The sequence below is a fragment of the Halomonas sp. AOP22-C1-8 genome (assembly GCF_052378905.1).
Lineage (GTDB): Bacteria > Pseudomonadota > Gammaproteobacteria > Pseudomonadales > Halomonadaceae > Vreelandella > Vreelandella citrativorans.
This window is the reverse complement of record NZ_JBQSYD010000004.1, coordinates 53524-76206: the sequence shown is the minus strand read 5'-3', so window position 1 is coordinate 76206 and position 22683 is coordinate 53524. Positions and strand designations below refer to the sequence as shown.

The following is a 22683-nucleotide window of genomic DNA, read 5'->3' as shown; positions in this document are numbered from 1 at the left end:
GCCATGGCATTTGAGGCACTGTTCAAGCCGATCCAGATCGGCAACCAAACTATTCGTAACCGTGTGGTCAGTACGGCCCACGCCGAGGTGCACGCGACCGACGGCGGCATGACCACGGACCGCTACGTCAAATACTACGAAGAGAAGGCCAAGGGCGGCTGCGGCCTGTGCATCTGTGGCGGCTCGTCGATTGTTTCCATCGACAGCCCCCAGGGCTGGTGGAGTTCGGTCAATCTCTCGACCGACCGCATCATCCCGTACTTTCAGAACCTGGCCGATGCCGTGCACAAGCATGGCGGCAAGATCATGATCCAGATCACCCACATGGGCCGTCGCTCACGCTGGGATGGCTTCGACTGGTCGACGCTGGTATCGCCGTCGGGCATTCGCGAGCCAGTGCATCGCTCGACCTGCAAGACGATCGAAGTAGAAGAGATCTGGCGCATTATCGGTGACTTCGCCCAGGCCGCGCGCCGGGCGAAGGAAGGCGGTCTCGACGGCGTTGAGCTCTCTGCCGTACACCAGCACCTGATTGATCAGTTCTGGAGCCCGCGCGTCAACAAGCGCACCGATGAGTGGGGCGGCAGCTTCGAAAATCGCATGCGTTTTGGCATGGAAGTGATCAAGGCGGTGCGCGCCGAGGTGGGCAATGACTTCGTGGTGGGCCTGCGCATTACCGGGGACGAGTTCCACCCCGATGGCCTCGACCACGAGGAAATGAAGCGCATCGCGGCCTATCATGACGCCACCGGCATGATCGACTACTTCGGCGTGATAGGCTCTGGCTGTGATACCCACAACACCCTGGCCAACGTCATTCCGAACATGTCGTTTCCGCCGGAGCCCTTCCTGCACCTGGCCTCGGGCATCAAGGAAGTGGTCAATGTGCCGGTCATCCATGCCCAGAACATCAAGGACCCCAATCAGGCCCAGCGTATTCTTGAAGGTGGCTACGTGGACCTGGTGGGCATGACCCGTGCTCATATTGCCGACCCGCACATCATCGCCAAAATCAAGATGGGCCAGATCGACCAGATTAAACAGTGCGTAGGTGCCAACTACTGCATCGACCGGCAGTACCAAGGACTCGACGTGCTGTGTATTCAGAACGCCGCGACCGCACGTGAATACATGGGGCTGCCGCATATTGTCGAGAAAAGCGAAGGCCCCAAACGCAAGATAGTCATCGTGGGCGGTGGCCCGGGGGGCATGGAAGCGGCACACGTATGTGCCAAGCGCGGTCATGATGTCACCCTGTTTGAAGCCCAGGATCAGCTCGGTGGTCAGATCACTCTGGCCTCGAAAGCCCCCCAGCGCGATCAGATTGCTGGCATCACTCGCTGGTACCAGCTGGAGCTGGCACGCCTTGAGATCGACCTGCGCCTGAATACCCGTGCCGACGAAGCGACCATTGCTGATCTGCGCCCGGACATAGTAATTCTGGCTACCGGTGGGCAGCCGTTCCTCTCTCAGGTACCGGAGTGGGGTTACGACAGCGACCTGGGCAAGAGCCTGGTGGTCAGCACCTGGGACATTCTTAGCGGCAGCGTAGCGCCGGGCAAGAATGTACTGGTCTACGACACTATCTGCGAGTTCTCCGGCGTTTCAGCGGCCGACTACCTGGCAGACAAGGGATCAAAGGTCGAGATCGTTACCGACGATATCAAGCCGGGTGCCGCGGTGGGTGGCACCACCTTCCCGACCTACTACCGCAGCCTGTACGAGAAAGAGGTGATCATGACCTCAGATCTCGCCCTGCATAAGGTATATCGCGAAGGCGACTCACTGGTGGCGGTGCTTGAAAACGAGTACTCCGGCGCGTTAGAAGAGCGGGTGGTGGATCAGGTGGTGGTGGAAAACGGCGTGCGCCCGGATGAAGCCCTCTACTACAGCCTCAAGGAGCAGTCGCGTAACAAGGGCCAGACCGATATCGAAGCGCTCTACGCGATCAAGCCTCAGCCCTGTCTGTCTGAAAGCGGCGATGGCTTCGTGCTATTCCGTCTGGGTGACTGCACCGCGCCACGCAACACGCATGCCGCCATTTATGACGCGCTGCGGTTATGCAAGGACTTCTGACCCACTAACGCTGTAAGCTGAATGTCATGGGCCATCAGGCTCATGACATTTCGTACTTACGGTGTCTCTGAGAGGAGAGACGCCATGCTTGATACCCTCCTACCGATACTGCTGTTTTCTGCGCTGTTACTGGCCGCCATTGGTGCTGTGCGCCGTGTGCGTCTGTGGCGCCAGGGGCGGCCCTCTCCTGCACCGATTATCCGCGGCCTGATGCAGGTGCCCAGGCGCTACCTGGTGGATCTACACCACGTTGTCGAACGGGATAAACTCATCTCCCATACCCACGTGGCCACCGCGGGCGGCTTTGTGCTGGCCGCATTACTGGCGATTGTGGTACATGGCTTTGGGCTTGATAGCACTATCTTGGCCTGGGTATTGCTGGCCGCCACGGTGAGCATGTTCCTGGGTAGTTTAGTGGTTGCCAAGCGGCGCAGCCCGCCACTCTCACGGCTTTCCAAAGGGCCGTGGATGCGCCTGCCCAAGAGCCTAATGGCGTTCTCCATCGGCATGTTCGTGGTGACGCTGCCCACTGCCGGCATTCTGCCAGAAGGCTTTTTCCAAAGCGGAGCAGGCTGGCTGGCTGCACTGGTGCTGGCCGGTGTCATCACTTGGGGCCTTGGCGAGATGTTCTTCGGCATGACCTGGGGCGGGCCGATGAAACACGCTTTTGCCGGCGCCCTGCACCTGGCCTTTCATCGCCGCCCCGAGCGTTTTTCCAAGCGCGCTGGCGGAGAGCACCGCTCAACCGGGCTCAAACCGTTGGCGCTGGATGACGAAAGTGCCAAGCTCGGCGTTGAGGTACCGGCTGACTTCACCTGGAACCAGCTGTTAGGCTTTGATGCCTGCGTTCAGTGTGGGCGCTGTGAAGCCGTCTGCCCGGCCTTTGCCGCCGGCCAGCCGCTCAACCCCAAGAAGCTGATTCAGGACATGGTAGTCGGCATGGCAGGCGGCACCGACGCCCACTATGCAGGCTCGCCCTACCCCGGCAAGCCGGTCGGCGAGCATGGCGGCAGCCCCCACGACCCGATTGTTGCCCGCACGGGTAGCGCATTGGTGGATGCCGAAACGTTGTGGTCCTGCACGACCTGCCGCGCCTGCGTTGAAGAGTGCCCCATGATGATTGAGCACGTTGATGCCATCGTCGATATGCGCCGCTTTCTGACCCTGGAGCACGGTAATACGCCCAATAAGGGCGCCGAAGTGCTAGACAACCTGATTGCGACCGACAACCCCGGCGGCTTCGAACCTGACTCACGCCTGCACTGGGCGGCAGACCTCAATCTGCCGCTGATGGCCGACAAGCGCGAAGCCGAGGTGCTGCTGTGGCTGGGCGACGGCGTGTTTGACATGCGCAACCAGCGCACGCTACGCGCGTTTATCAGTGTGCTGCGTGCTGCCGAGATCGATTTCGCCGTACTGGGTAATGAAGAGCGTGATAGCGGCGATGTCGCCCGCCGTCTGGGCGATGAGGCTACTTTCCAGAGTTTGGCGCGGCGCAACATTAAGACGTTGAGCCAGTACCGCTTCGCACGCATCGTTACCTGTGACCCGCACAGTTTCCACGTGCTGAAAAACGAGTACGCCGATCTAAGCACCGCCGACATGCCTTCCCGGTATGAGGTTTTCCATCACAGCACCTATATCAACCAGCTCGTCACCGACGGCAAGCTCACGTTCAAAGCCTGGAAAGGCGGCAACGTGACTTATCACGACCCCTGCTACCTGGGCCGTTATAACGGTGAATACGAAGCCCCACGCGCGGTGCTCAAGGCGCTAGGGATTGAGGTTAAGGAGATGGCTCGCTCTGGCTATCGCTCGCGCTGCTGCGGCGGCGGTGGCGGTGCACCGATCACCGATATTCCTGGCAAGCAGCGGATTCCCGATATGCGTATGGAAGATGTTCGCGAAACCGGTGCTGACCTGGTCGCGGTAGGCTGCCCACAGTGCACTGCGATGCTTGAAGGCGTGGTAGAACCCCGCGCTGACATCAAGGATATCGCCGAACTGGTCGCCGACGCGTTGATCATCACAACGCCTGACGAAAAGGCGACCCAAAGTAAGCCCGCGCCAGCATCACCGCGCGCCACCCTGGAGGTAATGCCATGAGCGAGCTTGTTCGTCGTGACCCTCGTAAAGAGTGGATCGCCCGCAACCGCCTGCACCCGCAACATCTGGAGATGCTTGCCGAACTGGGTGGCGGCGCAGTAGCCAGCGAATGGATGGGGCCTAACGGCGTGATGCGCCGCAACCCCCATGCGGTCGGCTTCATCGGTCCCAACGGCATTCGGCGCATTGATCGTAGCGGCGTCCAGCAGGCGGCACAGGCGCCAGGGCGCAGCGTTGAGGCCAAGGATACGAGGACACCGGTCACTATCGATACTCCCGCCTTTATGGTGGCGGTCGTACCGGATATGGCTGGTGGGCGCCTTTCCTCCCACGACCGTGATCTGTTAGGGCTTGCCCGCCAGCTAGCCGATGCCGACCCGACCCAGCCTGGTGCCGTACTGGCCGTGGTGTTTGGCGAGCATAAAGAAACCACCTTTGACGAGGCGGGTATTGACCGGCTACTGCACTTGGAAGGCGAGCGTTTCTCGGGCTACCTACCGGAGCTTAGCGTCGCCACCTTGCAGAGCGTAGATCGTGAAATGATGCCCCGCTACTGGCTGCTACCCGACTCAAGCGTTGGCGGTGAGCTCGGCAGGCGCCTCGCCACAAGGCTTGGCGAGCGCCCGGCCGCTCAGGTCTGGCAGGTCGAGGCAGACACTGAAAGCGCTACCGGCTGGCGCTGTACCGCACGTGGTGCGGCAGGTAGAAACGACATTACCCGCGCCCTGCCCCGTATCGTACTGGCCTTGGCCGAGTGCGCCGACCCGGTCAGCGAAACCCGCCACGCGGCTGAGCCGATCACACTTTCTAACGGGCTTCCCGAAATACTCGGCCGCATTGAGGACATGGGCGAAGTCGCGGTGGACCCGGCCAGCGTATCGCTCGCGGAAGCAGAATTTATCCTTTCTGCTGGCAATGGCGTGAAAAGCTGGGATAGCTATCATCACGCTGCCGAGGTGCTCGGCGCCACCAAAGGCGCCTCACGGGTGGTGGTGGATGACGGCTTTATGCCGCGCGACCGCCAAGTGGGCGCCACCGGCACCTGGGTCTCTGCCCGCGTTTATGTAGCGGTAGGAATCTCCGGCGCTATCCAGCATCTTCAGGGCATTCAGAGCTGCGAGAAGGTGGTGGCGATCAACCTCGATGAAGGCTGCGATATGGTCAAACGTGCCGACCTGGCAGTGATCGGCGATGCCAGCCAGATACTCGCTGCCCTTGTTACACGGGTTGAGCAGTACCGCGCTGAACAGCAGGAGAATCGCGATGCCGCATGATGTCAGTAACAAAAGTGCCAAGCAATCAACCGCCAACGCGCTGAACGTCGCTGTACTGGTTTCGGTAGGCCAACACCCACTGACCGCGCGCGCACGCCGCGCCGACCAGGATGCCCGAGCGGTAGAAATGGCCCTGACGCTGGAAAACGCCTCGGTCAGCCTGCTACATGCCGGCCAGCAAAATAGCGATCATGAAGAGGCCATCCGCGGCTATCTCGGCATGGGTATCAACTCTGTTGGCTTGATCGAGCAGCAACCCCACGCCGATGTAATCCCCGCGCTGGCCAACGCGTTACGCGCCAGCGCCCCGCAGCTGGTGCTGACCGGTACTCGCGCCGAAACCGGCGAGGCCTCGGGTGTAACGCCCTACCTACTGGCCGAGGCGCTTGGCTGGCCGATCATTACCGGTCTAGCGGCGGTAGAAAAGGTCGAGCAGGGAGTGATCACGGTGCTGCAAGCATTGCCGCGCGGCAAGCGGCGGCGCCTGCGCATTCGTCTACCGGCGCTTGCCACGGTGGACAGCAGCGCGCCTGCGGCCCGCCAAAGTGCCTTTGGCCCCGCCAGGCGCGGCGAGTTAGCCCATCAAAAAGCGGCCAGCGAGCTTGATGAAGCGCTAAGCACTTGGCAGTTCCAGCCAGCGCGCAAGCGTCCCAAGCGGCTTAAGATCGTTAAGTCATCATCGGCGCGTGACCGTTTCAAAGCCGCCGCTGCCAAGTCCGGCGGTGGTGGTGGGCAGACACTTAACGACGTCACCCCAGAACAGGGTGCCGAAGCGATCTTCAAACTGCTCAAGGAGGAAGGAGTACTGCGTTAGGCGCACTGCTTCACGATAACGATACTGTCAGCCCGCCTTCTCGGCGGGCTTTTTAGTCCAGGTTCATGAGCGGCAAACGTACTACTTTCCCATAAAGCCCGAGTATAGCCGCAGGCGCTGCCTTTCCAAATGCAGGCCAATCCCCGCATGTACCATCAGCACGCTGATCACCACCGCCCCGCCCGCAAGCGTTGAGGCCGTGGGCTGCTCGCCCAACAACCACCATACCCAAAGCGTACCCAGCGCGGTTTCAACCAGATAGAACAACGCCACTTCCGTCGACGGCAGATAGCGGGTCGCGCTGTTGATCAGCACGGTGGCCAGCGGCATCTGAATAAGCCCCATCACCGCGAGGACGCCATAGCGCGGAGCATCCAGCGCAAACGGCGAAGCCAAAGGCAGCGCGATAGCCGCAGAAAGCAAGCCCCCGCCAGCAATCACTACGATGCGATCAATGCTCGGAAAGCGGCGCAGCACCGTCAAATTACCGCCAATCGCCGCTGCCGCCGCCAGCGCATAAAGATTGCCTACCAGCATGCCGTGAGCGCCCTCGCCCATAAAGACCAAACTCATGCCCAGCATGCAGACAGCGATCGCAACCAGCGTGCGCAAAGCAACACGCTCTTTGAGAAACACTCGTGAAAACAGGGCGGCGAACAGCGGCGCAGTGCTAAGGATCACCACCACGTTGGCTACGTTGGCGTTCATCACCGCGAGTACGAAAAGCGCCGAAATCAGCCCCAATAGTATTGCCGAAACCAGCGATGAAAAAGGGTTCACGCGTAGCGTGGCCAGTCGGTTGCCTCGACAACACGCCAGCCCCAGCACACAGAACATCAAAAAGCCGCGCCAGAAGACGATGGTCCAACCCTCGGTATCGGCAAGGCGGATCAGCAGGCCGTCGAAACTGAGAAACACCACCCCCAGTACCACCATCAACAGACCGCGCTGATAACCACTTAACTGCATGATATTGACTCCCGGTTGGCAGAAAAAGATAACCGCTCACCCATGGGCGAGCGGTTAAGCGTAACAGTTGAGCGCAGGCTCACGGCCCAGGCCGTGTTAACGGCCAGGTGACACGGCCACCGGCGCAGTTGAAGCCCTCTGCTGGCGAGGGCGAACTACCCAGAACCCTACGGCTCCCGCCATCAGCAACATGCTCCCGCAGCCGACCGCCAGCATATAGCCACCCTGTACGGCACTGCCAGGCACACTAAACTGCTCGGCGAACCCGGCCAACGTGACCGCGTACTGTTGCCAGAGAAATACCCCGATGGCGCCACCGGAAAGCATGGTGCACAGGGCAATCACACGGGTGCCTGTCACCCAGCCACTGACGGCCTGAGCATCAAATGTATGCAGAAACGTCTGGTACTCTTTCTCGGCCTGGCTGACATGGGTAAACCTGGAAGCCAGCGTAATCGCCACCAGCGCCATCAAGGTGCTTAGCAGTACCGGGTGCAAATATACCGGCAGGCTAAGCCACTCGGCCTGAATCATCATCGACAGCGCGACGTTGCCCACAAAGCCCACCGCTAAGCCCCAGCCCGCGCCTGCGGCGGTAATCCGCTTGCTCCAGATGCTCATCAAGGCAACCGGCCCCCAGGAAGAGGCAAATAGCGTGGCGGCAAACCATACCACTGACATAACCGCAGGCGGTTGAAACAGTGCCAGCAGCAGTGCTATCAAGCCCGCAGCGAGCACCGCAATACGGCTTTTACGCATGGCCGACGTCTCATCTTGCGAGGCTGAGAGGATATCGTTGGAGAGGCTAAAGCCGATGATCGACAGAAACGTCGAGCATGACGATAGCCCCGCCGCAAAGACGCCCGTTAGAATGACCACGCCAAGCCAGGTTGGCAGCACGTTGAGCGCCACCCAAATCATGGAGCGCTCCGGGTCCAGCCCAGCATCGTAAAGATTGATGGCCGCCCCGGTCATCATCATCAATGCGTAGAAGATGGCCAGCGCCACTGCCGTCAACATGGCCGAACGCATTACCACGTGCTCATTGCGTGCCATCAAGTAACGGCTGGATTGCCAAGGGCTCGCCGCCAGCACCGCCGCCCACACAAGGCCGAGTGTTAGCCCCCAGGTAAGCGCCTCGCCAGGCGAGGAGAAGTTGGCCTCAGGCCCTTCCAGCACGCCGTGCCATAGCGCAATGCCGGGCTTGTCGGTTTGGGTAAGCAGGCCTTCAACCACACCGTTCCACCCGCCCAAATCTTGAATCACATAGATCGAACCGCCCAAGGCTGCCAGCGAGAAGATCACAAACATGATGGTGTCGGTGAGCATGACGCCGGGCGAGCCCGAATAGAGAATAAAACCCGTATACGTTGCCCACACCAATACCAATCCGACCCAGTACGGCATGCCGGTCAGCTCAGAGAACATGATGCCCGCGCCCTGCATAACACCTAATAGATACGCGCCCAGGCCGATAATCGTGGTCAGCCCGGCAATCACCTGAACACGGCGCGAGGCAAAGCGCTTGCCAAAAAATTCCGGCACGGTACGTGCCCCGCTGCGCCGAAGGTAACGCCCAAACACCAGCGCACCCAGCAGGCATCCCGAGGTGCTGACGGCCGCGAAGATCAGCATCACAAACGGATAGCCCTGATAGGCAAAACCCGTTTCACCGAGAAACGCGCTGGTGCTGAGATAGCTTGCTACCAGCGTACCCAGGATAAAAAAAGTGGGGGCATTGCGGCCAGCAACCAGATAATCATCCAGACCTTTTACGCGCCGTCCGGCGAGATGCCCGATAACAAAGTAGCCCACCAGGCTGAGCAGTATTGCGATGGTGTAAATCATGAGAATAGCCGTCAGGTTATTAATATTGTTTAGCCATGGTGCAACGCTTTGGCTGTCTACTCTTTGCTATTAGCGGCAACGCATGCAGGAATCACGACACGATATCCGCTAACCAATAGGGGCGCCATTGAAATGGCGCCCCTATTGGCAACAACAAAGTACAGCAAAAAATCTGACTATCGCGCTATTTTGGGCACCGCATTGAGCTCGCGCCACTCCTTGTGAAGCCCTTTATAAAGGCTGAAACACATCAGCAGAAGCACCAGCGTAAAGGGTAACCCTGTCGCCACCGCGCCTGCTTGCAGCGCGCTAAGCGCCGCGCTACCGCCACCGTAAAGCAGCACACCAGCGATGACGCCTTCAAGCGCGGCCCAGAACACCCGCTGCCCCTTGGGCGCATCGGTTTTCCCGCCCGCGGTGATATTGTCGATGACGAGGGAACCAGAATCCGCCGAGGTAATGAAAAAGACCAGCACCAGTACAATCGCCAGCGTCGAGGTGATGCCAGTGAACGGCAGTAGCTCCAGCATGTGGAACATGGCAAGCGAAACGTCGCTGATGCCGTTGGCTAATTCGCCCATACTATTTTCGGCCTGAAACAGTGCCGCGCCGCCAAAGGTGCTCATCCATACCAGCGTGACCAGCGTCGGCACCAACAGCACCGCAATCAGGAACTCGCGTACCGTGCGCCCCCGGGATACACGGGCAATAAACATCCCCACAAACGGCGACCAGGAGATCCACCACGCCCAGTAGAAGATGGTCCAGCCGTGATACCAGACGTCATCATCGCGGCCAATCCAGTTCGAAAGCGGCAGGATATGGCTGACATAGTCCACTGCCGTGGTGCCAATTCCCGTTATAATCATCAGCGTCGGTCCGGCGATTACCACAAACAGCAGCAGCACTGCCGCGACCACCATATTGATGTTCGAGAACAGCTTGACGCCACCGTCGATTCCCCGCCATACCGAAAACAGTGCAATCACCGTAACCACCAGGATGATTGCCATCTGCGTTCCAAGGGTATTGGGTATGTCGAAAAGGTAGGCAAGCCCGCCAGCCGCTTGGGTAGCGCCAAAGCCAAGCGACGTTGCCAAGCCAAAGATGGTTGCCAATACGGCAAGAATATCAATGGCATGGCCTGCCCAGCCGCGCGTTCGCTCACCCAAAATCGGGTAAAAAGCAGATCGCAGGGTTAGCGGCAAGCCTTTATTGTAGGTAAAAAAAGCCAAGGATAGCGCGACAACGCCATAGATCGCCCATGGATGAAGCCCCCAATGAAACATGGTGGCGCCCATGGCGGCGCTAGCGCCCTCCGGTGTACCTGCGGGAATATTCAAGGGCGTACCGTACCAATCGGTGTAGTAGGCCACTGGTTCAGCAACACTCCAGAACATCAGCCCGATACCCATGCCCGCCGCAAACAGCATGGCGAACCAGGAGGTGCGCGAGTATTCCGGCTTGGCATCACTCCCGCCCAAGCGTATCCGCCCAACCGGCAAACAGATAAGCGCCAGACAGAACACTACAAAAATATTACCCGCAATCATGAACAGCCAGTCGAAATGCTCAATCGACCAGTTCTTGGCAAGGCCAAGCTGGGTATTCGCGCATCGGGATAGATCAGCGCATAAAGAATAAACAGCAGAATGGCGAGTGCGGAGAGCGGAAAGACGGGGTTATGGAAATCCAGCCCCATCACCTGCTTGTTATCCTGACCGGGGGTCAAAACAGGATCATCATGGTCCATAGGTTATCCTCGTTGTTATTTTTTTCTGTACGCTAACCGCCGAGGTGGCGGATAGGGCGTTTAAAGTTTTAGGCGATACTCACTTTCCCAGTTATTCAAAACCGACCCCGGCATAGCTATTGCCGCGTTGCCAGCGCTATTGCTAGCCGATTTATAGGTACACTGACAGACCAACAACCAACACAAGAGAGGATGCCGTCATGATGATTGTCGAACTGATTGATGGTGATGATTTCCGGGCGCAGCTGACCACGCTGGGTATCGATATTCCAGAGAACGCCAACCCCGATACGTGTGCGCAAATCGCCGCTGAGGCCCATCGAAAGCAGGAGATCCCCGAGCTGCCAGCGTTGGCAGGCAAGCTTATGGATCAAAAGGACATTCTGCTGCCCTCGGTGCGCCACGCGATTGAGCGTTTTCTGCCCCTTGGGTAAGGGCGTGACCTGATTGATTAATGAGTTGATTAACGGATTGGCAATTGCTAAACGCAGGCCGGCCCGCCAAAGCGGGCCAGCCCATCATCAGCGTGCTGTTAGCCCTGCGCCAACTGCAGCGATACGCTATCGCTTCCCAGATTGCTGAGCATGCGCTCGGAGTACCAATCAATAAAGTCGATGACGCCAAACTCGTAGGTTGGTGAATAGGGGCCGGGCTGGTAGGCCTTGGAGTTGATACCGCGCTGATTCTCTTCCGCCAGCTGGCGATCCTGATCGTTGGTGGCGTCCCACACGCGACGCATGTTTTCCGGGTCGTAATCCACGCCCTCTACCGCGTCCTTGTGCACCAGCCACTTGGTCGTGACCATGGTTTTCTGCGGGCCAAGCGGCAATACACGGAACACGACGGCATGGTCGCCCATGAAGTGGTTCCAGGAGTTGGGCAGGTGCAGAATGCGCAGCGAGCCCATGTCCGGGCTGGTCAACCGGCCCATCAGCTTGTTACACGCTGGCTTGCCATCCATGGTCATGGAGACCACGCCATCAAGTAGCGGTGTGCGCGTCAGGCGGTTACGCTTGTCAAAGCGCTTGAGCCGCCAAGGCACCTGCTCGCCGTTCCAATCGGCCTGCTTGCGGGTCACCAGGTCTTTATATTTGTCCGTCGCGCGCGGGTCTTCGGTATCGTCAAACTCGATTAGCGAGTTCAAAAGCTCTGGGTGCGCACCATTACAGTGATAACACTCGCGGTTATTCTCGATGACCAGCTTCCAGTTGGCCTGCTCAATAATACTCGACTCTACAGCGACCTTGACGTTATCCATCTGGTACGGCTCAAGGTAGTGCTCAAGCGTCTCCAGGAGGTCGTCGATGGCGGGCGGGTTATCGCTCAGATTAATAAATACAAAGCCCCCCGCCGTGCGCACGCTAACCGGCTTCAGCCCGAACTGGTTAAGGTCGAAGTCCGTACCCATGTCGCTTCCGGCAAACAGCAAGCGGCCGTCAAGCTCGTAAGTCCACTGATGGTAGGGGCATACCAGTTTAGCGACTTTTCCTTTGTCCTTGGTGCACAGCCGTGAGCCACGATGGCGACATACGTTATGAAAAGCATGAATCTGGCCTTCACCGCCACGCACAATCACAACGGGATTATCACCGATTTCCAAGGTCATAAAGTTGCCCTTGGCCGGGATCTCGCAGGTCATCCCTGCGAATAGCCACTCTTTTTCAAAGACTTCCTGCATGTCGAGCGCAAACAAGCGGGCGTCGTTATAGAACGGTTGGGGTAGAGAAAACGCGTGCGCGCGGGACTGTAGCATATCAACCGTCGCTTCACGCATGGCAGCCAGAGGGTCGTTGAGTGTGTCATCCATTGTCTTGTTCATACCAGATATCCTTTTAAATACCGCCTCCCTTACCCAGGGTGGCGACAGAGTCATTAACCAAACGTAATTGTGTTGTTGTTAAGTTGCTGAACCTGGCGATTGTGTGAAGCGCGCAGCGCTTGCTACTTGTTGATGGATTGTGGTCCACGCCATTTGCTTTCAATTGTCTGCCCACGACACTATGTGGCGTGGCGACGACGTGGGCGGAGATTTTTGATAGGCAGAAGGTGCCGCAAGGTAAGTGCGTGTCGCTAACAGGCAAGCTGGTCATAAAGCGCGTACCCAGAATGCAGGTTAATGGTGCTGGACCGTGCAGACAGGACGGGCCGGTGAAGGCAACGCGATAGCACGGCCATATTGAGACGACGATGACAACGAACTTCTTTAATCCCGTCACGACCCAAACCTGGACCAACGGCCGCCACCATGTGCGGTGCGTCAAGATCATTCAGGAAACCTGGGACGTTCGCACGTTCTGCTTTATGGCTGAACAGCCGGTAATGTTCTTCTTCAAGCCGGGCCAATTTGTGACACTAGAGCTCGAAATCGATAATCAGCCCGTTATGCGCTCCTATACGATTTCAAGCTCTCCCTCTGTGCCTTACAGCTTCTCAATCACGGTCAAGCAGGTGCCGGGGGGCCAGGTCTCCAACTGGCTGCATGCCAATTTAAAGGTCGGCGACGAGCTAGTGGTCCATGGCCCGGTGGGCAACTTCAACTCCATCGACTTTCCTGCCGAGAAGGTGCTGCTTCTCTCAGGCGGTGTAGGCATCACACCGCTAATGTCGATGACGCGCTGGCTCTTCGATACCAACGCCAACGTCGATGTGGAGTTCATCCACAGCGCCCGTGCCCCGCGCGATGTCATTTTCCATCGCGAGCTGGTGCACATGTTCTCGCGCATCCCCGAATTCAAGCTCCATATCGTGTGCGAGAAGAAAGAAGATATCGGTGAGGCATGGGCTGGCTACCGCGGTTTTCTAACCCAGCCCATGCTTGAGCTGATGGCACCGGACTTCCTTGAGCGGGAGATCTTCTGTTGCGGCCCCGTACCGTATATGAATGCCATCAAAGCGATTTTGCGCGCCAACAACTACAACATGGACCACTACCATGAAGAGCTGTTTGGCGAGACGCCGGTTGACGTTCAGGAAGACGTCCTGGAGCTTGCCGAGCAGGCCGAAGTGGAAGCCGAGCTAGCAGAGCCTGAGGACCTGATCAACATCGAATTTGCCCAGTCGGGCAAAAGTGTACGTATACAAGCAGGCGAAACGGTTCACGCCGCAGCCGCCAAGCTGGGGCTGCATATTCCCAAGGCGTGCGGTATGGGCATCTGCGGCACCTGCCGAGTGGAGCTGAAATCTGGCGAGGTGGAAATGGAGCATAACGGCGGTATCACCGACGAAGATATTGAAGAGGGCTACATCCTGTCCTGCTGCAGCAAACCGAAAGGTGACCTGGTAGTCGACTTCTAATGCGGTAGCCCTTCACTCACCACTAGCCCGACCCAAAACGGATACTGAGCTCCTCGGTATCCGTTTTTTGTGGCGTACACTCGCCTTAAGCGAACACAAAAAAACGCCCATGGCACGTAGCCATGAGCGTTATTAGCGTTGGTTACCGCTTCTTTTAGCGCTTAATCAGGCAACACCAAGCAATCCATGCGGATCAAGCACGAACTTGCTGGCCACGCCCGCATCGAACTGCTCGTAACCTGCTGGCGCATCTTCCAGCGAAATCACCTGGGCGTTAACGATCTCGGCAATGTTCAAACGCCCGTGCAGAATGGCCTGCATCAGCTGGCGGTTGTACTGCACTACCGGCGTCTGGCCGGTATGGAACGAGAGCCCCTTGGCCCAGCCCTGGCCAAAGCGCAGGCTCAGGCTACCAGTTTGTGCGGCTTTCTCGGTCGCACCCGGATCTTCCGTTACGTATAGACCAGGAATGCCGATAGAACCGCCTTCGCGAGTGACTTCCATCATCTGGTTAAGCACCACTGCCGGCTGCTCTTTACCGCCATGCCCGATCGCTTCAAAGCCCACCGCATCAATGGCGCTGTCCACACTAGGCTCGCCGACCACCGCAGCAATCATCTCGCCCAAACGGTCATGCTTGCTTAGATCAATCGGTACAAAGCCCATCTTGCGGGCGTGCTCCAGGCGATCCTTGTTGAAATCGCCAATCATCACTACCGCTGCGCCTAACAGGCGTGCCGAGGCGGCAGCGGCCAGCCCTACAGGGCCTGCGCCCGCCACGTACACGGTGGAACCCGCACCAACGCCCGCTTTCAAGGCGCCGTGGAAACCGGTCGGAAGAATATCGCTCAACATGGTTAGATCGCGAATCTGGCTCATGGCCTGATCACGGTCCGGGAACTTGAGTAGGTTGAAGTCAGCGTAGGGCACCATTACGTAGTGCGCCTGACCGCCCACCCAGCCACCCATATCAACATAACCGTAGGCACCGCCCGCTCGGTCATCGTTAACATGCAGGCAAAGACCGGTGTGGCCCTCTTTACAGGTGCGGCAGCGGCCGCAAGCGACGTTGAAGGGAACGGATACAATATCGCCAATGTTTAGAAACTCGACGCCCTTGCCTTTTTCGATCACCTCACCGGTGATCTCGTGCCCCAGCACCATACCGGTAGGCGCCGTGGTGCGTCCGCGCACCATGTGCTGGTCGGAGCCGCAAATATTCGTGGACACTACTTTCAGAATGACACCGTGATCAATGGGCTTGCCATGGGGCGTTTCCATTTTCGGGTAGGCGATATCCTGAACTTCGACTTTACCGTCGCCGATATAAACAACACCACGATTGTTGGACATGCGAAATCCTCTCTTCCGGGTGCTGGCGCAGTCTCAAGAGGTTTTCTCAGAGAGCGGTCTCAAGGACGCTATCAAGGGCCACTCCAACAACTGCGCTGGCATCATTATTTTAAATCGAGCTGGCGTATGTGAAGCGCTTTCGAGAAACGCTTCCTGATCAGCAGGCCAATTAAAGATTAGCCTGTTGCCGCAGCATGACGCACCCGGCCTACCCGCAATTACTTATAAACGACGTCGAGCAATAAATGAGCGACGCCTTATAAAGGCCCATAAAAAATTCACGTCAATGTCGCAAATACGCCGAGCGGTGACGTCGGTAAGCATCTTGGGGGGCAAGCCCAGCGATACTATCGCGGCACGATAGCGTGAATGGTGATGCCATTCCTGACGCTAACAAACTCCCAGACCGAATATAAGCGACTAGCCTGGAGACCCAGATGACTCACAATAATTTTTCTCCCGAAGCCCGCTTGGCCAACTACGACACGGCCCTTGCCTCGGCAATCGCTGAAGAGACAGCGCGTCAAGAAGCCCACATCGAACTGATCGCCTCTGAGAACTACACCAGCAAGCTGGTGATGGAAGCCCAGGGCACCCAGTTGACTAACAAGTATGCCGAAGGCTATCCCGGTAAGCGCTATTACGGCGGCTGTGAATTCGTCGACAAGGTGGAAGCGCTGGCTATCGAGCGGGCTTGCAGCCTGTTTGGTGCCAACTATGCCAACGTGCAGCCCCATTCCGGCGCTCAGGCCAATGCGGCGGTATTCATGGCGCTGGTAAGTCCTGGCGACACTATTCTGGGCATGAGCCTGGCCCACGGCGGCCACCTGACCCACGGTGCAGCCCCCAACTTCTCGGGCAAGCACTACAACGCTATCCAGTACGGCCTGGTCGAAGGCACCGGCGAAATCGACTACGACGAAGTAGAGCGGCTGGCGCGAGAGCATAAGCCGAAAATGATCATTGCGGGTTTCTCGGCCTATTCACGCGTGGTCGACTGGCGCCGTTTCCGTAACATCGCCGATGAAGTCGGCGCCTATCTGATGGTCGATATGGCCCACGTAGCGGGCCTGGTAGCTGCGGGTCTCTACCCGAGCCCGCTGCCCTATGCCCATGTCGTGACGACCACGACCCACAAGACACTGCGCGGCCCGCGCGGCGGCCTGATTCTCTCCGCCGATGGCGACGAGACGCTTTACAAGAAGCTCAATGGCGCGGTATTCCCCGGCCAGCAGGGCGGCCCGCTGATGCATGTGATCGCGGCCAAAGCGGTGGCATTCAAAGAGGCCATGAACCAGGACTTCGTTAACTACCAGCGTCAGGTTATCGCCAACGCCCGTGCGATGGCGCGCATCTTCGTTGAGCGTGGTTTTGATGTGGTTTCCGGCGGTACCGACGATCACCTGTTCCTGGTCTCGCTGATCAAACAGGGCATTACCGGTAAAGATGCCGACGCAGCCCTTGGGCGCGCGCATATCACGGTCAACAAGAACACCGTGCCCAACGACCCGCAAAGCCCCTTCGTTACCTCGGGCCTGCGCATTGGCACTCCGGCGGTAACCACCCGCGGAATGGTTGAGGCAGACTGTGAGCACCTGGCAGGCTGGATTTGCGACATTCTTGACGTACTGGCCGACCAGCAGGACACCACTGACGTAGAAAACCAGGTACGTGAAAACGTCGCCGACCTGTGTGCCCACTACCCGGTATATGGCCAAGCCCAAACCACCAGTGAGCACGTAGCCGATAGCGCCTCAATCGCCTGACGATAGCCGCCAGCCGGCTCCGCGGAGCCGATCAAGGAGAAACTTTATGCAACGTTATTCCGGCTTCGGACTGGTCAAACATGCGCTTGGACATCACGAGAACTGGGAGCGCCAGTGGCGCAACCCTGAGCCCAAGAAGCGCTACGACGTCATCATTGTCGGTGGTGGCGGTCACGGACTAGCCACTGCTTACTACCTGGCGAAAGAGTTCGGCATCAAGAATGTCGCCGTGGTTGAAAAGGGCTGGCTGGGCGGCGGCAACACCGCACGTAATACCACCATCGTACGCTCTAACTATCTATGGGATGAATCAGGGCGACTTTACAACCACTCGCTGGATCTGTGGAAGGGCCTCTCCCAGGATTTGAACTACAACGTGATGTTTTCCCAGCGCGGTGTACTCAATCTGGGCCACACCCTGCAGGACATGCGTGATATTCAGCGCCGCGTTCATGCTAACCGTTTGAACGGTATCGACAGCGAGGTAGTCACTCCGCAACAGATCAAGGAGATCGAGCCTCAACTGGATATTTCCAGCCGCGCCCGCTACCCGATCATGGGCGCTTCCTGGCAGAAGAGTGCCGGCGTGGCGCGCCACGATGCGGTGGCCTGGGGCTATGCGCGTGGTGCCGATGCTCTCGGCGTGGATCTTCTGCAAAATACCGAGGTCACCGGCTTCAAGATTCGCGATGGCAAGGTGCTGGGCGTCCACACCAACCGCGGTGATATCGAAGCCAATACCGTGGGCTGCGTGGCGGCGGGCAACTCCGGCGTATTGGCTAACATGGCGGGCATCAAGCTGCCGTTGGAATCCCATCCGCTGCAGGCATTAGTGTCCGAGCCGCTCAAGCCGGTCCTCAATACCGTCACCATGTCCAACCACGTTCACGGCTATATCAGCCAGTCCGACAAGGGCGACCTGGTCATCGGGGCGGGCATCAACGGCTACGTCGGTTACGGCCAGCGCGGCAGCTACTCGACCATCGAGCACACCCTTCAGGCCATCGTCGAGATGTTCCCGATGTTCTCTCGGGTGCGTATGAACCGCCAGTGGGGCGGCATCGTCGATACCTGCCCGGATGCTTGCCCGATCCTGTCCAAAACGAAGGTTAAAGGTCTGTATTTCAACTGTGGCTGGGGCACCGGTGGCTTCAAGGCGACCCCCGGCTCCGGGCATGTTTTCGCCGCAAGCCTGGCCAAGGGTGAAATGCACCCCATCGCTGCGCCTTTTTCCATCGACCGTTTCAATACCGGTGCGCTGATTGATGAACACGGCGCCGCTGGCGTGGCGCACTGAGGAGAGCCCATCATGTTTTATATCTTCTGCCCCTACTGCAAGGAGCACCGCGAGGAAGAGGAGTTCCACCCTCGCGGCCAGGCCCACTTGATGCGCCCTTCCGACCCGGACAACACCAGCGACGAGGAGTGGGGTGACTACCTGTTCTTCCGCAACAACCCGCGCGGCATTCACCACGAAATGTGGGTGCACTCGGTGGGCTGTCGCAAGTTCTTCAATATCACCCGCAATACGGTGACCTACGAAATTCTCGAAACCTACCCCATGGGTGAGCAGCCAAGCATTACGGCGGCAACGCCCGATGCTCGTCACGAACAAGGTGTTCAGGTGGCCGATGGCGGCTGGCAGACCGTGGGCGCACGGCCTGAAAACAAAGCACTGAATGAGGAGGCCTCGTCATGACCCAGAAAAATCGTATTGATGCCGGTGGGCGTGTCGATCGTTCCCAAGTGCTTGAATTCACCTTTAACGGTCAGCGTTACCAAGGTCTGAAAGGCGACACGCTCGCTTCGGCACTGCTCGCCAACGGCGTGAACATCGTCAACCGTAGCTTCAAGTATTCACGCGCTCGCGGCATTGTCGCCGCCGGTGCCGAAGAGCCCAATGGCGTCGTTCAGTTAGGCGCCAAGGATGACACCCAGGTGCCCAACGTACGCGCTACCCAGCAGGGACTGTACAACGGCCTGGTGGCACGCAGTACCAATGGTTGGCCCAACGTTCAGCGTGACGTAATGAGCTGGGTAGGCAAGCTGGGCGGTGGTTTTATGCCGCCAGGGTTCTACTACAAGACCTTTATGGCCCCTGCCTCGATGTGGATGACGTACGAAAAGTACATCCGCATGGGCGCGGGGCTGGGTCGTGCACCGACCGAGTCCGATCCGGACATTTATGATCACATGCATCATCACTGCGATGTGATGGTGATTGGCGCGGGCCCAGCGGGGCTTGCCGCGGCGCTTTCTGCCGCGCGCTCCGGTGCCCGCGTGATCCTGTGTGATGAACAGGAAGAGATGGGCGGCTCGCTACTGGATAGCCGCGAAACCCTGGATGGCGTTTCAGCGACGCGCTGGGTTGAGCAAACAGTAAAAGAGCTTGGCGCGATGGATAACGTGACGCTGCTGCCACGCACCACCGCCAACGGCTATCACGACCACAACTTTGTCACGCTGCACGAGCGGCGTACCGAGCACCTGGCCGATACCGCCCGTGAAGCGGGCTTCCCCGGTGAATCACGTGCGCGTCTGCACCGCGTGCGCGCCCGCCAAGTGGTGCTGGCCAGCGGCGCCCACGAACGCCCCTTGGTGTACGCCAACAACGACTTGCCGGGCACCATGCTCGCAGGCGCCGTTTCCAACTATATTCGCCGCTACGCGGTGGTGCCCGGCAACAGCCTGGTGCTCTCCACCAGCAACGACCACGCTTACCGCGCAGCACTCGACTGGAAAGAAGCTGGACGTAAGGTCGTCGCCATTGTTGATGCCCGTGCCAACCCCGATGGCGACCTGGTTCGCCAGGCACGCGACAGCGGTATTCGCGTGATCACCGGCAGTGCCGTCATCGAAGCACGCGGTAATCAGCGTGTTACCGGCGCACGCGTCTCGGCCATTGATCTTGAGCGTTTCGTGGTGACCGGCAAAGCCGAAGAGCTTGAGTGCGATACCATCGCCACCTCCGGCGGCTATAGCCCGGTGATCCACCTCTCCTCACACACCGGCACACGCCCGGCATGGGACGAAGAGTTATTAGGTTTTGTGCCCGGCACGGTCAAGGGCATGCAGTCGGCTGGCGGCGTGGCGGGCTATTATGCCCTCGGCGAAACGCTTGCCGATGGCGCTCGCATTGGGTGTCAGGCAGCGCTGGATAGCGGCTTTAACAGCGCCGAGGAAGCTGCCCTACCCGCCACGCGAGCGCGGCGTGATGCGCCTTCCTGCGCGCTTTATCAAGTGCCGCATGAAAAGAGCGCCCTGCGCGCGCCCAAGCAGTTTGTTGACCTGCAAAACGATGTCACCGCGGCGGGTATTGAGCTTGCCACCCGCGAAGGCTTTGAATCCATTGAGCACGTCAAGCGCTACACCGCGCTGGGCTTTGGTACCGACCAAGGGAAGCTTGGCAACATCAACGGCATGGCGATTGCTGCACGCTGCCTGAAACGCTCGATTCCCGAAGTAGGCACCACCGTGTTCCGGCCCAACTATACGCCGGTAACCTTTGGCGCCATCGTTGGCCGTCACTGCGGCGAGCTGTTTGACCCTGAGCGCTACACCGCGCTGCATCAGTGGCACGTTGAAAACGGTGCCGAGTTCGAGGACGTGGGCCAGTGGAAACGCCCGTGGTACTTCCCCCGCACCGTGAATGGCAAGAAAGAAACCATGCACGATGCAGTCAACCGCGAGTGCCTGGCGGTGCGCGAAGGCGTGGGCATTCTGGATGCCTCGACGCTTGGCAAGATTGATATTCAAGGCCCGGATGCCCGCGAGTTCCTGGGTCGCGTCTATACCAACAAGTGGGCCCAGCTCGCCCTTGGCCGCGTGCGTTACGGCCTGATGTGTAAAGACGACGGCATGCTGATGGACGACGGCACCACCAGTTGCCTGGGCGATAACCACTTTCTGATGACCACCACCACCGGCGGCGCGGCAGGCGTGCTCGAGTGGCTGGAGCTGTGGCACCAGACCGAGTGGCCGGAGCTTCAGGTCTACTTCAACTCGGTGACCGACCACTGGGCAACCATGACCGTGACCGGCCCGGACGCCCGCAAGCTTTTGTCCGAGCTGACCGACATGAATCTTGATAAAGAGAACTTCAAGTTCATGGATTGGCGCGATGCCACGGTCGCCGAGGTGCCCGCGCGCATCTTCCGCATTTCGTTCACCGGCGAGCTGGCGTTCGAGATCAACGTGCAAGCCAACTACGCCATGCACGTCTGGAAGAAGCTTTTCGAGCACGGTAAAAAGTACAACCTGACGCCTTACGGTACCGAAACCATGCACGTCCTGCGTGCGGAAAAAGGCCTGATCATTGTCGGCCAGGATACCGACGGTTCGGTGACGCCGGAAGATCTTGGAATGCGCTGGGCGATCGGCTACGACAAGCCCTTCCCGTGGATCGGCAAGCGCGCCCTGTCACGCCCCGATACCCGCCGTACGGACCGCAAGCAGTTTGTCGGCCTGAAACCCAAAGACCCAAGCGTGGTACTGGAGGAAGGCGCCCAGGTCGTCTTTGACGGCAAGCAGTCGATCCCTATGGACATGAAGGGGCACGTAACGTCGAGTTACTACAGCGCCTCGCTCAAACACGGCTTCGCCCTTGCCGTGGTAATGGGTGGTCACGAGCGGATGGGGCAGACCGTCTATATTCCCATGACCGATGGCACAGTGCATGAAGCTGAAATCGTAAGCCCTGTCTTCATCGATCCAAAAGGAGAGCGCCAGCATGTCTAACGCGAGTGTACCTAACGTTTGCGAGTTCAACACCGTGCCCGACGGCAATCCGCAGGTCGAATCTCCTCTGGCGTGGAGCTACCAGCAGCACCCGGCGCCCCGCACTAACGGTCAGGCAGGCGTTGTCCTGCGTGAAAAAGCACTGCTGGGCCACCTGGTGCTGCGCGGCGGGGCCATCGTGCTCGATGAAGCGGTTCGCGCCACGCTGGGCATGAGCCTACCGGCCAAGCCCAATGCTCTGGAACACGACGATAGCGGCGAGCGCACTATCCAGTGGCTCTCACCCGACGAGTGGCTAGTGATTGTGCCGGGCGGCGAAGAGGGCGCGCTAGAAAGTGCGCTGCGCCAGGCCTTGGGCGATGCCCACGTGAGCATCGTCAATGCAAGCGGCGGCCAGACAGTGCTAACGCTAAGCGGCGACAACGCCCGCGAGGTGCTGATGAAGTCAATCTCCTATGACGTACATCCCAGCACATTTACCGTGGGCAAGGGGGTAACCACCATGTTTGCCAAGGCCACCGTGGTTTTGCGCCGCCCTTCCGAGACACACTGGGAATTGGTGGTGCGCCGCAGTTTTGCCGACTACTGCTACCGCTGGTTGCTCGACGCCTCGGCGGAATATGGTATCGACACACAATAATAAGCCGGCAGGCCGGTACCACCGGCCTGCCCTGACTGCTGATCAAGCTGATG

At 58.9% G+C, this 22683-nt stretch carries 15 protein-coding genes and 1 pseudogene; 11 read left to right on the top strand and 5 right to left on the bottom strand.

The window, feature by feature from the left end:
- The first annotated feature begins 3 nt into the window (after positions 1-3).
- From dgcA to etfB, 4 genes are all read left to right on the top strand, one after another.
- Positions 4-2076 carry a dimethylglycine demethylation protein DgcA gene (dgcA, locus tag ACT3TY_RS03495; protein ID WP_193054054.1) on the top strand — a complete coding sequence of 691 codons (2073 nt, stop codon included), beginning with the start codon at positions 4-6 and terminating at the stop codon, positions 2074-2076.
- 84 nt (positions 2077-2160) lie between these two features.
- Positions 2161-4182 carry a (Fe-S)-binding protein gene (locus tag ACT3TY_RS03490; RefSeq protein ID WP_444627347.1) on the top strand — a complete coding sequence of 674 codons (2022 nt, stop codon included), beginning with the start codon at positions 2161-2163 and terminating at the stop codon, positions 4180-4182.
- Positions 4179-5456: an electron transfer flavoprotein subunit alpha gene (gene etfA, locus ACT3TY_RS03485; RefSeq protein WP_444627346.1), complete on the top strand. Its 1278-nt coding sequence runs from the start codon at positions 4179-4181 to the stop codon at positions 5454-5456. Before ACT3TY_RS03490 ends, etfA begins: the two co-directional genes overlap by 4 nt.
- Entirely contained in the window at positions 5446-6270 is an 825-nt protein-coding gene (gene etfB, locus ACT3TY_RS03480; RefSeq protein WP_192526875.1) for an electron transfer flavoprotein subunit beta, read from the top strand. Before etfA ends, etfB begins: the two co-directional genes overlap by 11 nt.
- 81 nt (positions 6271-6351) lie before the next feature.
- On the opposite strand, the gene ACT3TY_RS03475 is transcribed toward etfB, so the two are convergent.
- From ACT3TY_RS03475 to ACT3TY_RS03465, 3 genes and pseudogenes are all read right to left on the bottom strand, one after another.
- On the bottom strand, positions 6352-7239 hold the full coding sequence (locus ACT3TY_RS03475) for a DMT family transporter (protein WP_193054057.1): 888 nt from the start codon (positions 7237-7239) through the stop codon (positions 6352-6354).
- 96 nt (positions 7240-7335) lie between these two features.
- Positions 7336-9087 carry a sodium:solute symporter family protein gene (locus ACT3TY_RS03470; RefSeq protein ID WP_193054058.1) on the bottom strand — a complete coding sequence of 584 codons (1752 nt, stop codon included), beginning with the start codon at positions 9085-9087 and terminating at the stop codon, positions 7336-7338.
- A gap of 176 nt (positions 9088-9263) precedes the next feature.
- A pseudogene (locus tag ACT3TY_RS03465) lies at positions 9264-10840 on the bottom strand (BCCT family transporter).
- A gap of 200 nt (positions 10841-11040) precedes the next feature.
- Here ACT3TY_RS03465 and ACT3TY_RS03460 point away from each other — a divergent pair.
- Positions 11041-11274, top strand: coding sequence for a hypothetical protein (locus ACT3TY_RS03460; RefSeq protein ID WP_444627345.1), 234 nt, complete (start codon positions 11041-11043; stop codon positions 11272-11274).
- A 98-nt stretch (positions 11275-11372) separates the two neighbouring features.
- Here the strand turns inward: ACT3TY_RS03460 and ACT3TY_RS03455 are convergent, their stop codons facing one another.
- The gene (locus ACT3TY_RS03455; protein WP_444627343.1) at positions 11373-12659 is read right to left on the bottom strand and encodes an aromatic ring-hydroxylating oxygenase subunit alpha; all 1287 of its coding nucleotides are present in this window, start codon (positions 12657-12659) and stop codon (positions 11373-11375) included.
- 368 nt (positions 12660-13027) lie between these two features.
- On the opposite strand from ACT3TY_RS03455, the gene ACT3TY_RS03450 reads away from it, so the two are divergent.
- A complete protein-coding gene (locus tag ACT3TY_RS03450; RefSeq protein ID WP_192526870.1) occupies positions 13028-14134 on the top strand; it encodes a hybrid-cluster NAD(P)-dependent oxidoreductase in 1107 nt (368 codons plus the stop codon).
- Positions 14135-14299: 165 nt separating this feature from the next.
- On the opposite strand, the gene fdhA is transcribed toward ACT3TY_RS03450, so the two are convergent.
- The gene (gene fdhA, locus ACT3TY_RS03445; RefSeq protein WP_192526869.1) at positions 14300-15487 is read right to left on the bottom strand and encodes a formaldehyde dehydrogenase, glutathione-independent; all 1188 of its coding nucleotides are present in this window, start codon (positions 15485-15487) and stop codon (positions 14300-14302) included.
- A 437-nt stretch (positions 15488-15924) separates the two neighbouring features.
- On the opposite strand from fdhA, the gene glyA reads away from it, so the two are divergent.
- The 5 genes from glyA to ACT3TY_RS03420 are packed head-to-tail and all read left to right on the top strand — an operon-like array spanning position 15925 to position 22630.
- Positions 15925-17253: a serine hydroxymethyltransferase gene (glyA, locus tag ACT3TY_RS03440; RefSeq protein WP_192526868.1), complete on the top strand. Its 1329-nt coding sequence runs from the start codon at positions 15925-15927 to the stop codon at positions 17251-17253.
- A 46-nt stretch (positions 17254-17299) separates the two neighbouring features.
- Positions 17300-18550, top strand: coding sequence for a sarcosine oxidase subunit beta family protein (locus ACT3TY_RS03435; protein WP_192526867.1), 1251 nt, complete (start codon positions 17300-17302; stop codon positions 18548-18550).
- Positions 18551-18562: 12 nt separating this feature from the next.
- Positions 18563-18952 (top strand): sarcosine oxidase subunit delta, encoded by a 390-nt coding sequence (locus ACT3TY_RS03430; RefSeq protein ID WP_444627342.1) that lies wholly within the window; start codon positions 18563-18565, stop codon positions 18950-18952.
- Positions 18949-21990, top strand: a complete 3042-nt coding sequence (locus ACT3TY_RS03425; RefSeq protein ID WP_444627341.1) for a sarcosine oxidase subunit alpha family protein — start codon at positions 18949-18951, stop codon at positions 21988-21990. Before ACT3TY_RS03430 ends, ACT3TY_RS03425 begins: the two co-directional genes overlap by 4 nt.
- Positions 21983-22630 (top strand): sarcosine oxidase subunit gamma, encoded by a 648-nt coding sequence (locus tag ACT3TY_RS03420; RefSeq protein WP_444627340.1) that lies wholly within the window; start codon positions 21983-21985, stop codon positions 22628-22630. Before ACT3TY_RS03425 ends, ACT3TY_RS03420 begins: the two co-directional genes overlap by 8 nt.
- Positions 22631-22683: the final 53 nt, after the last annotated feature.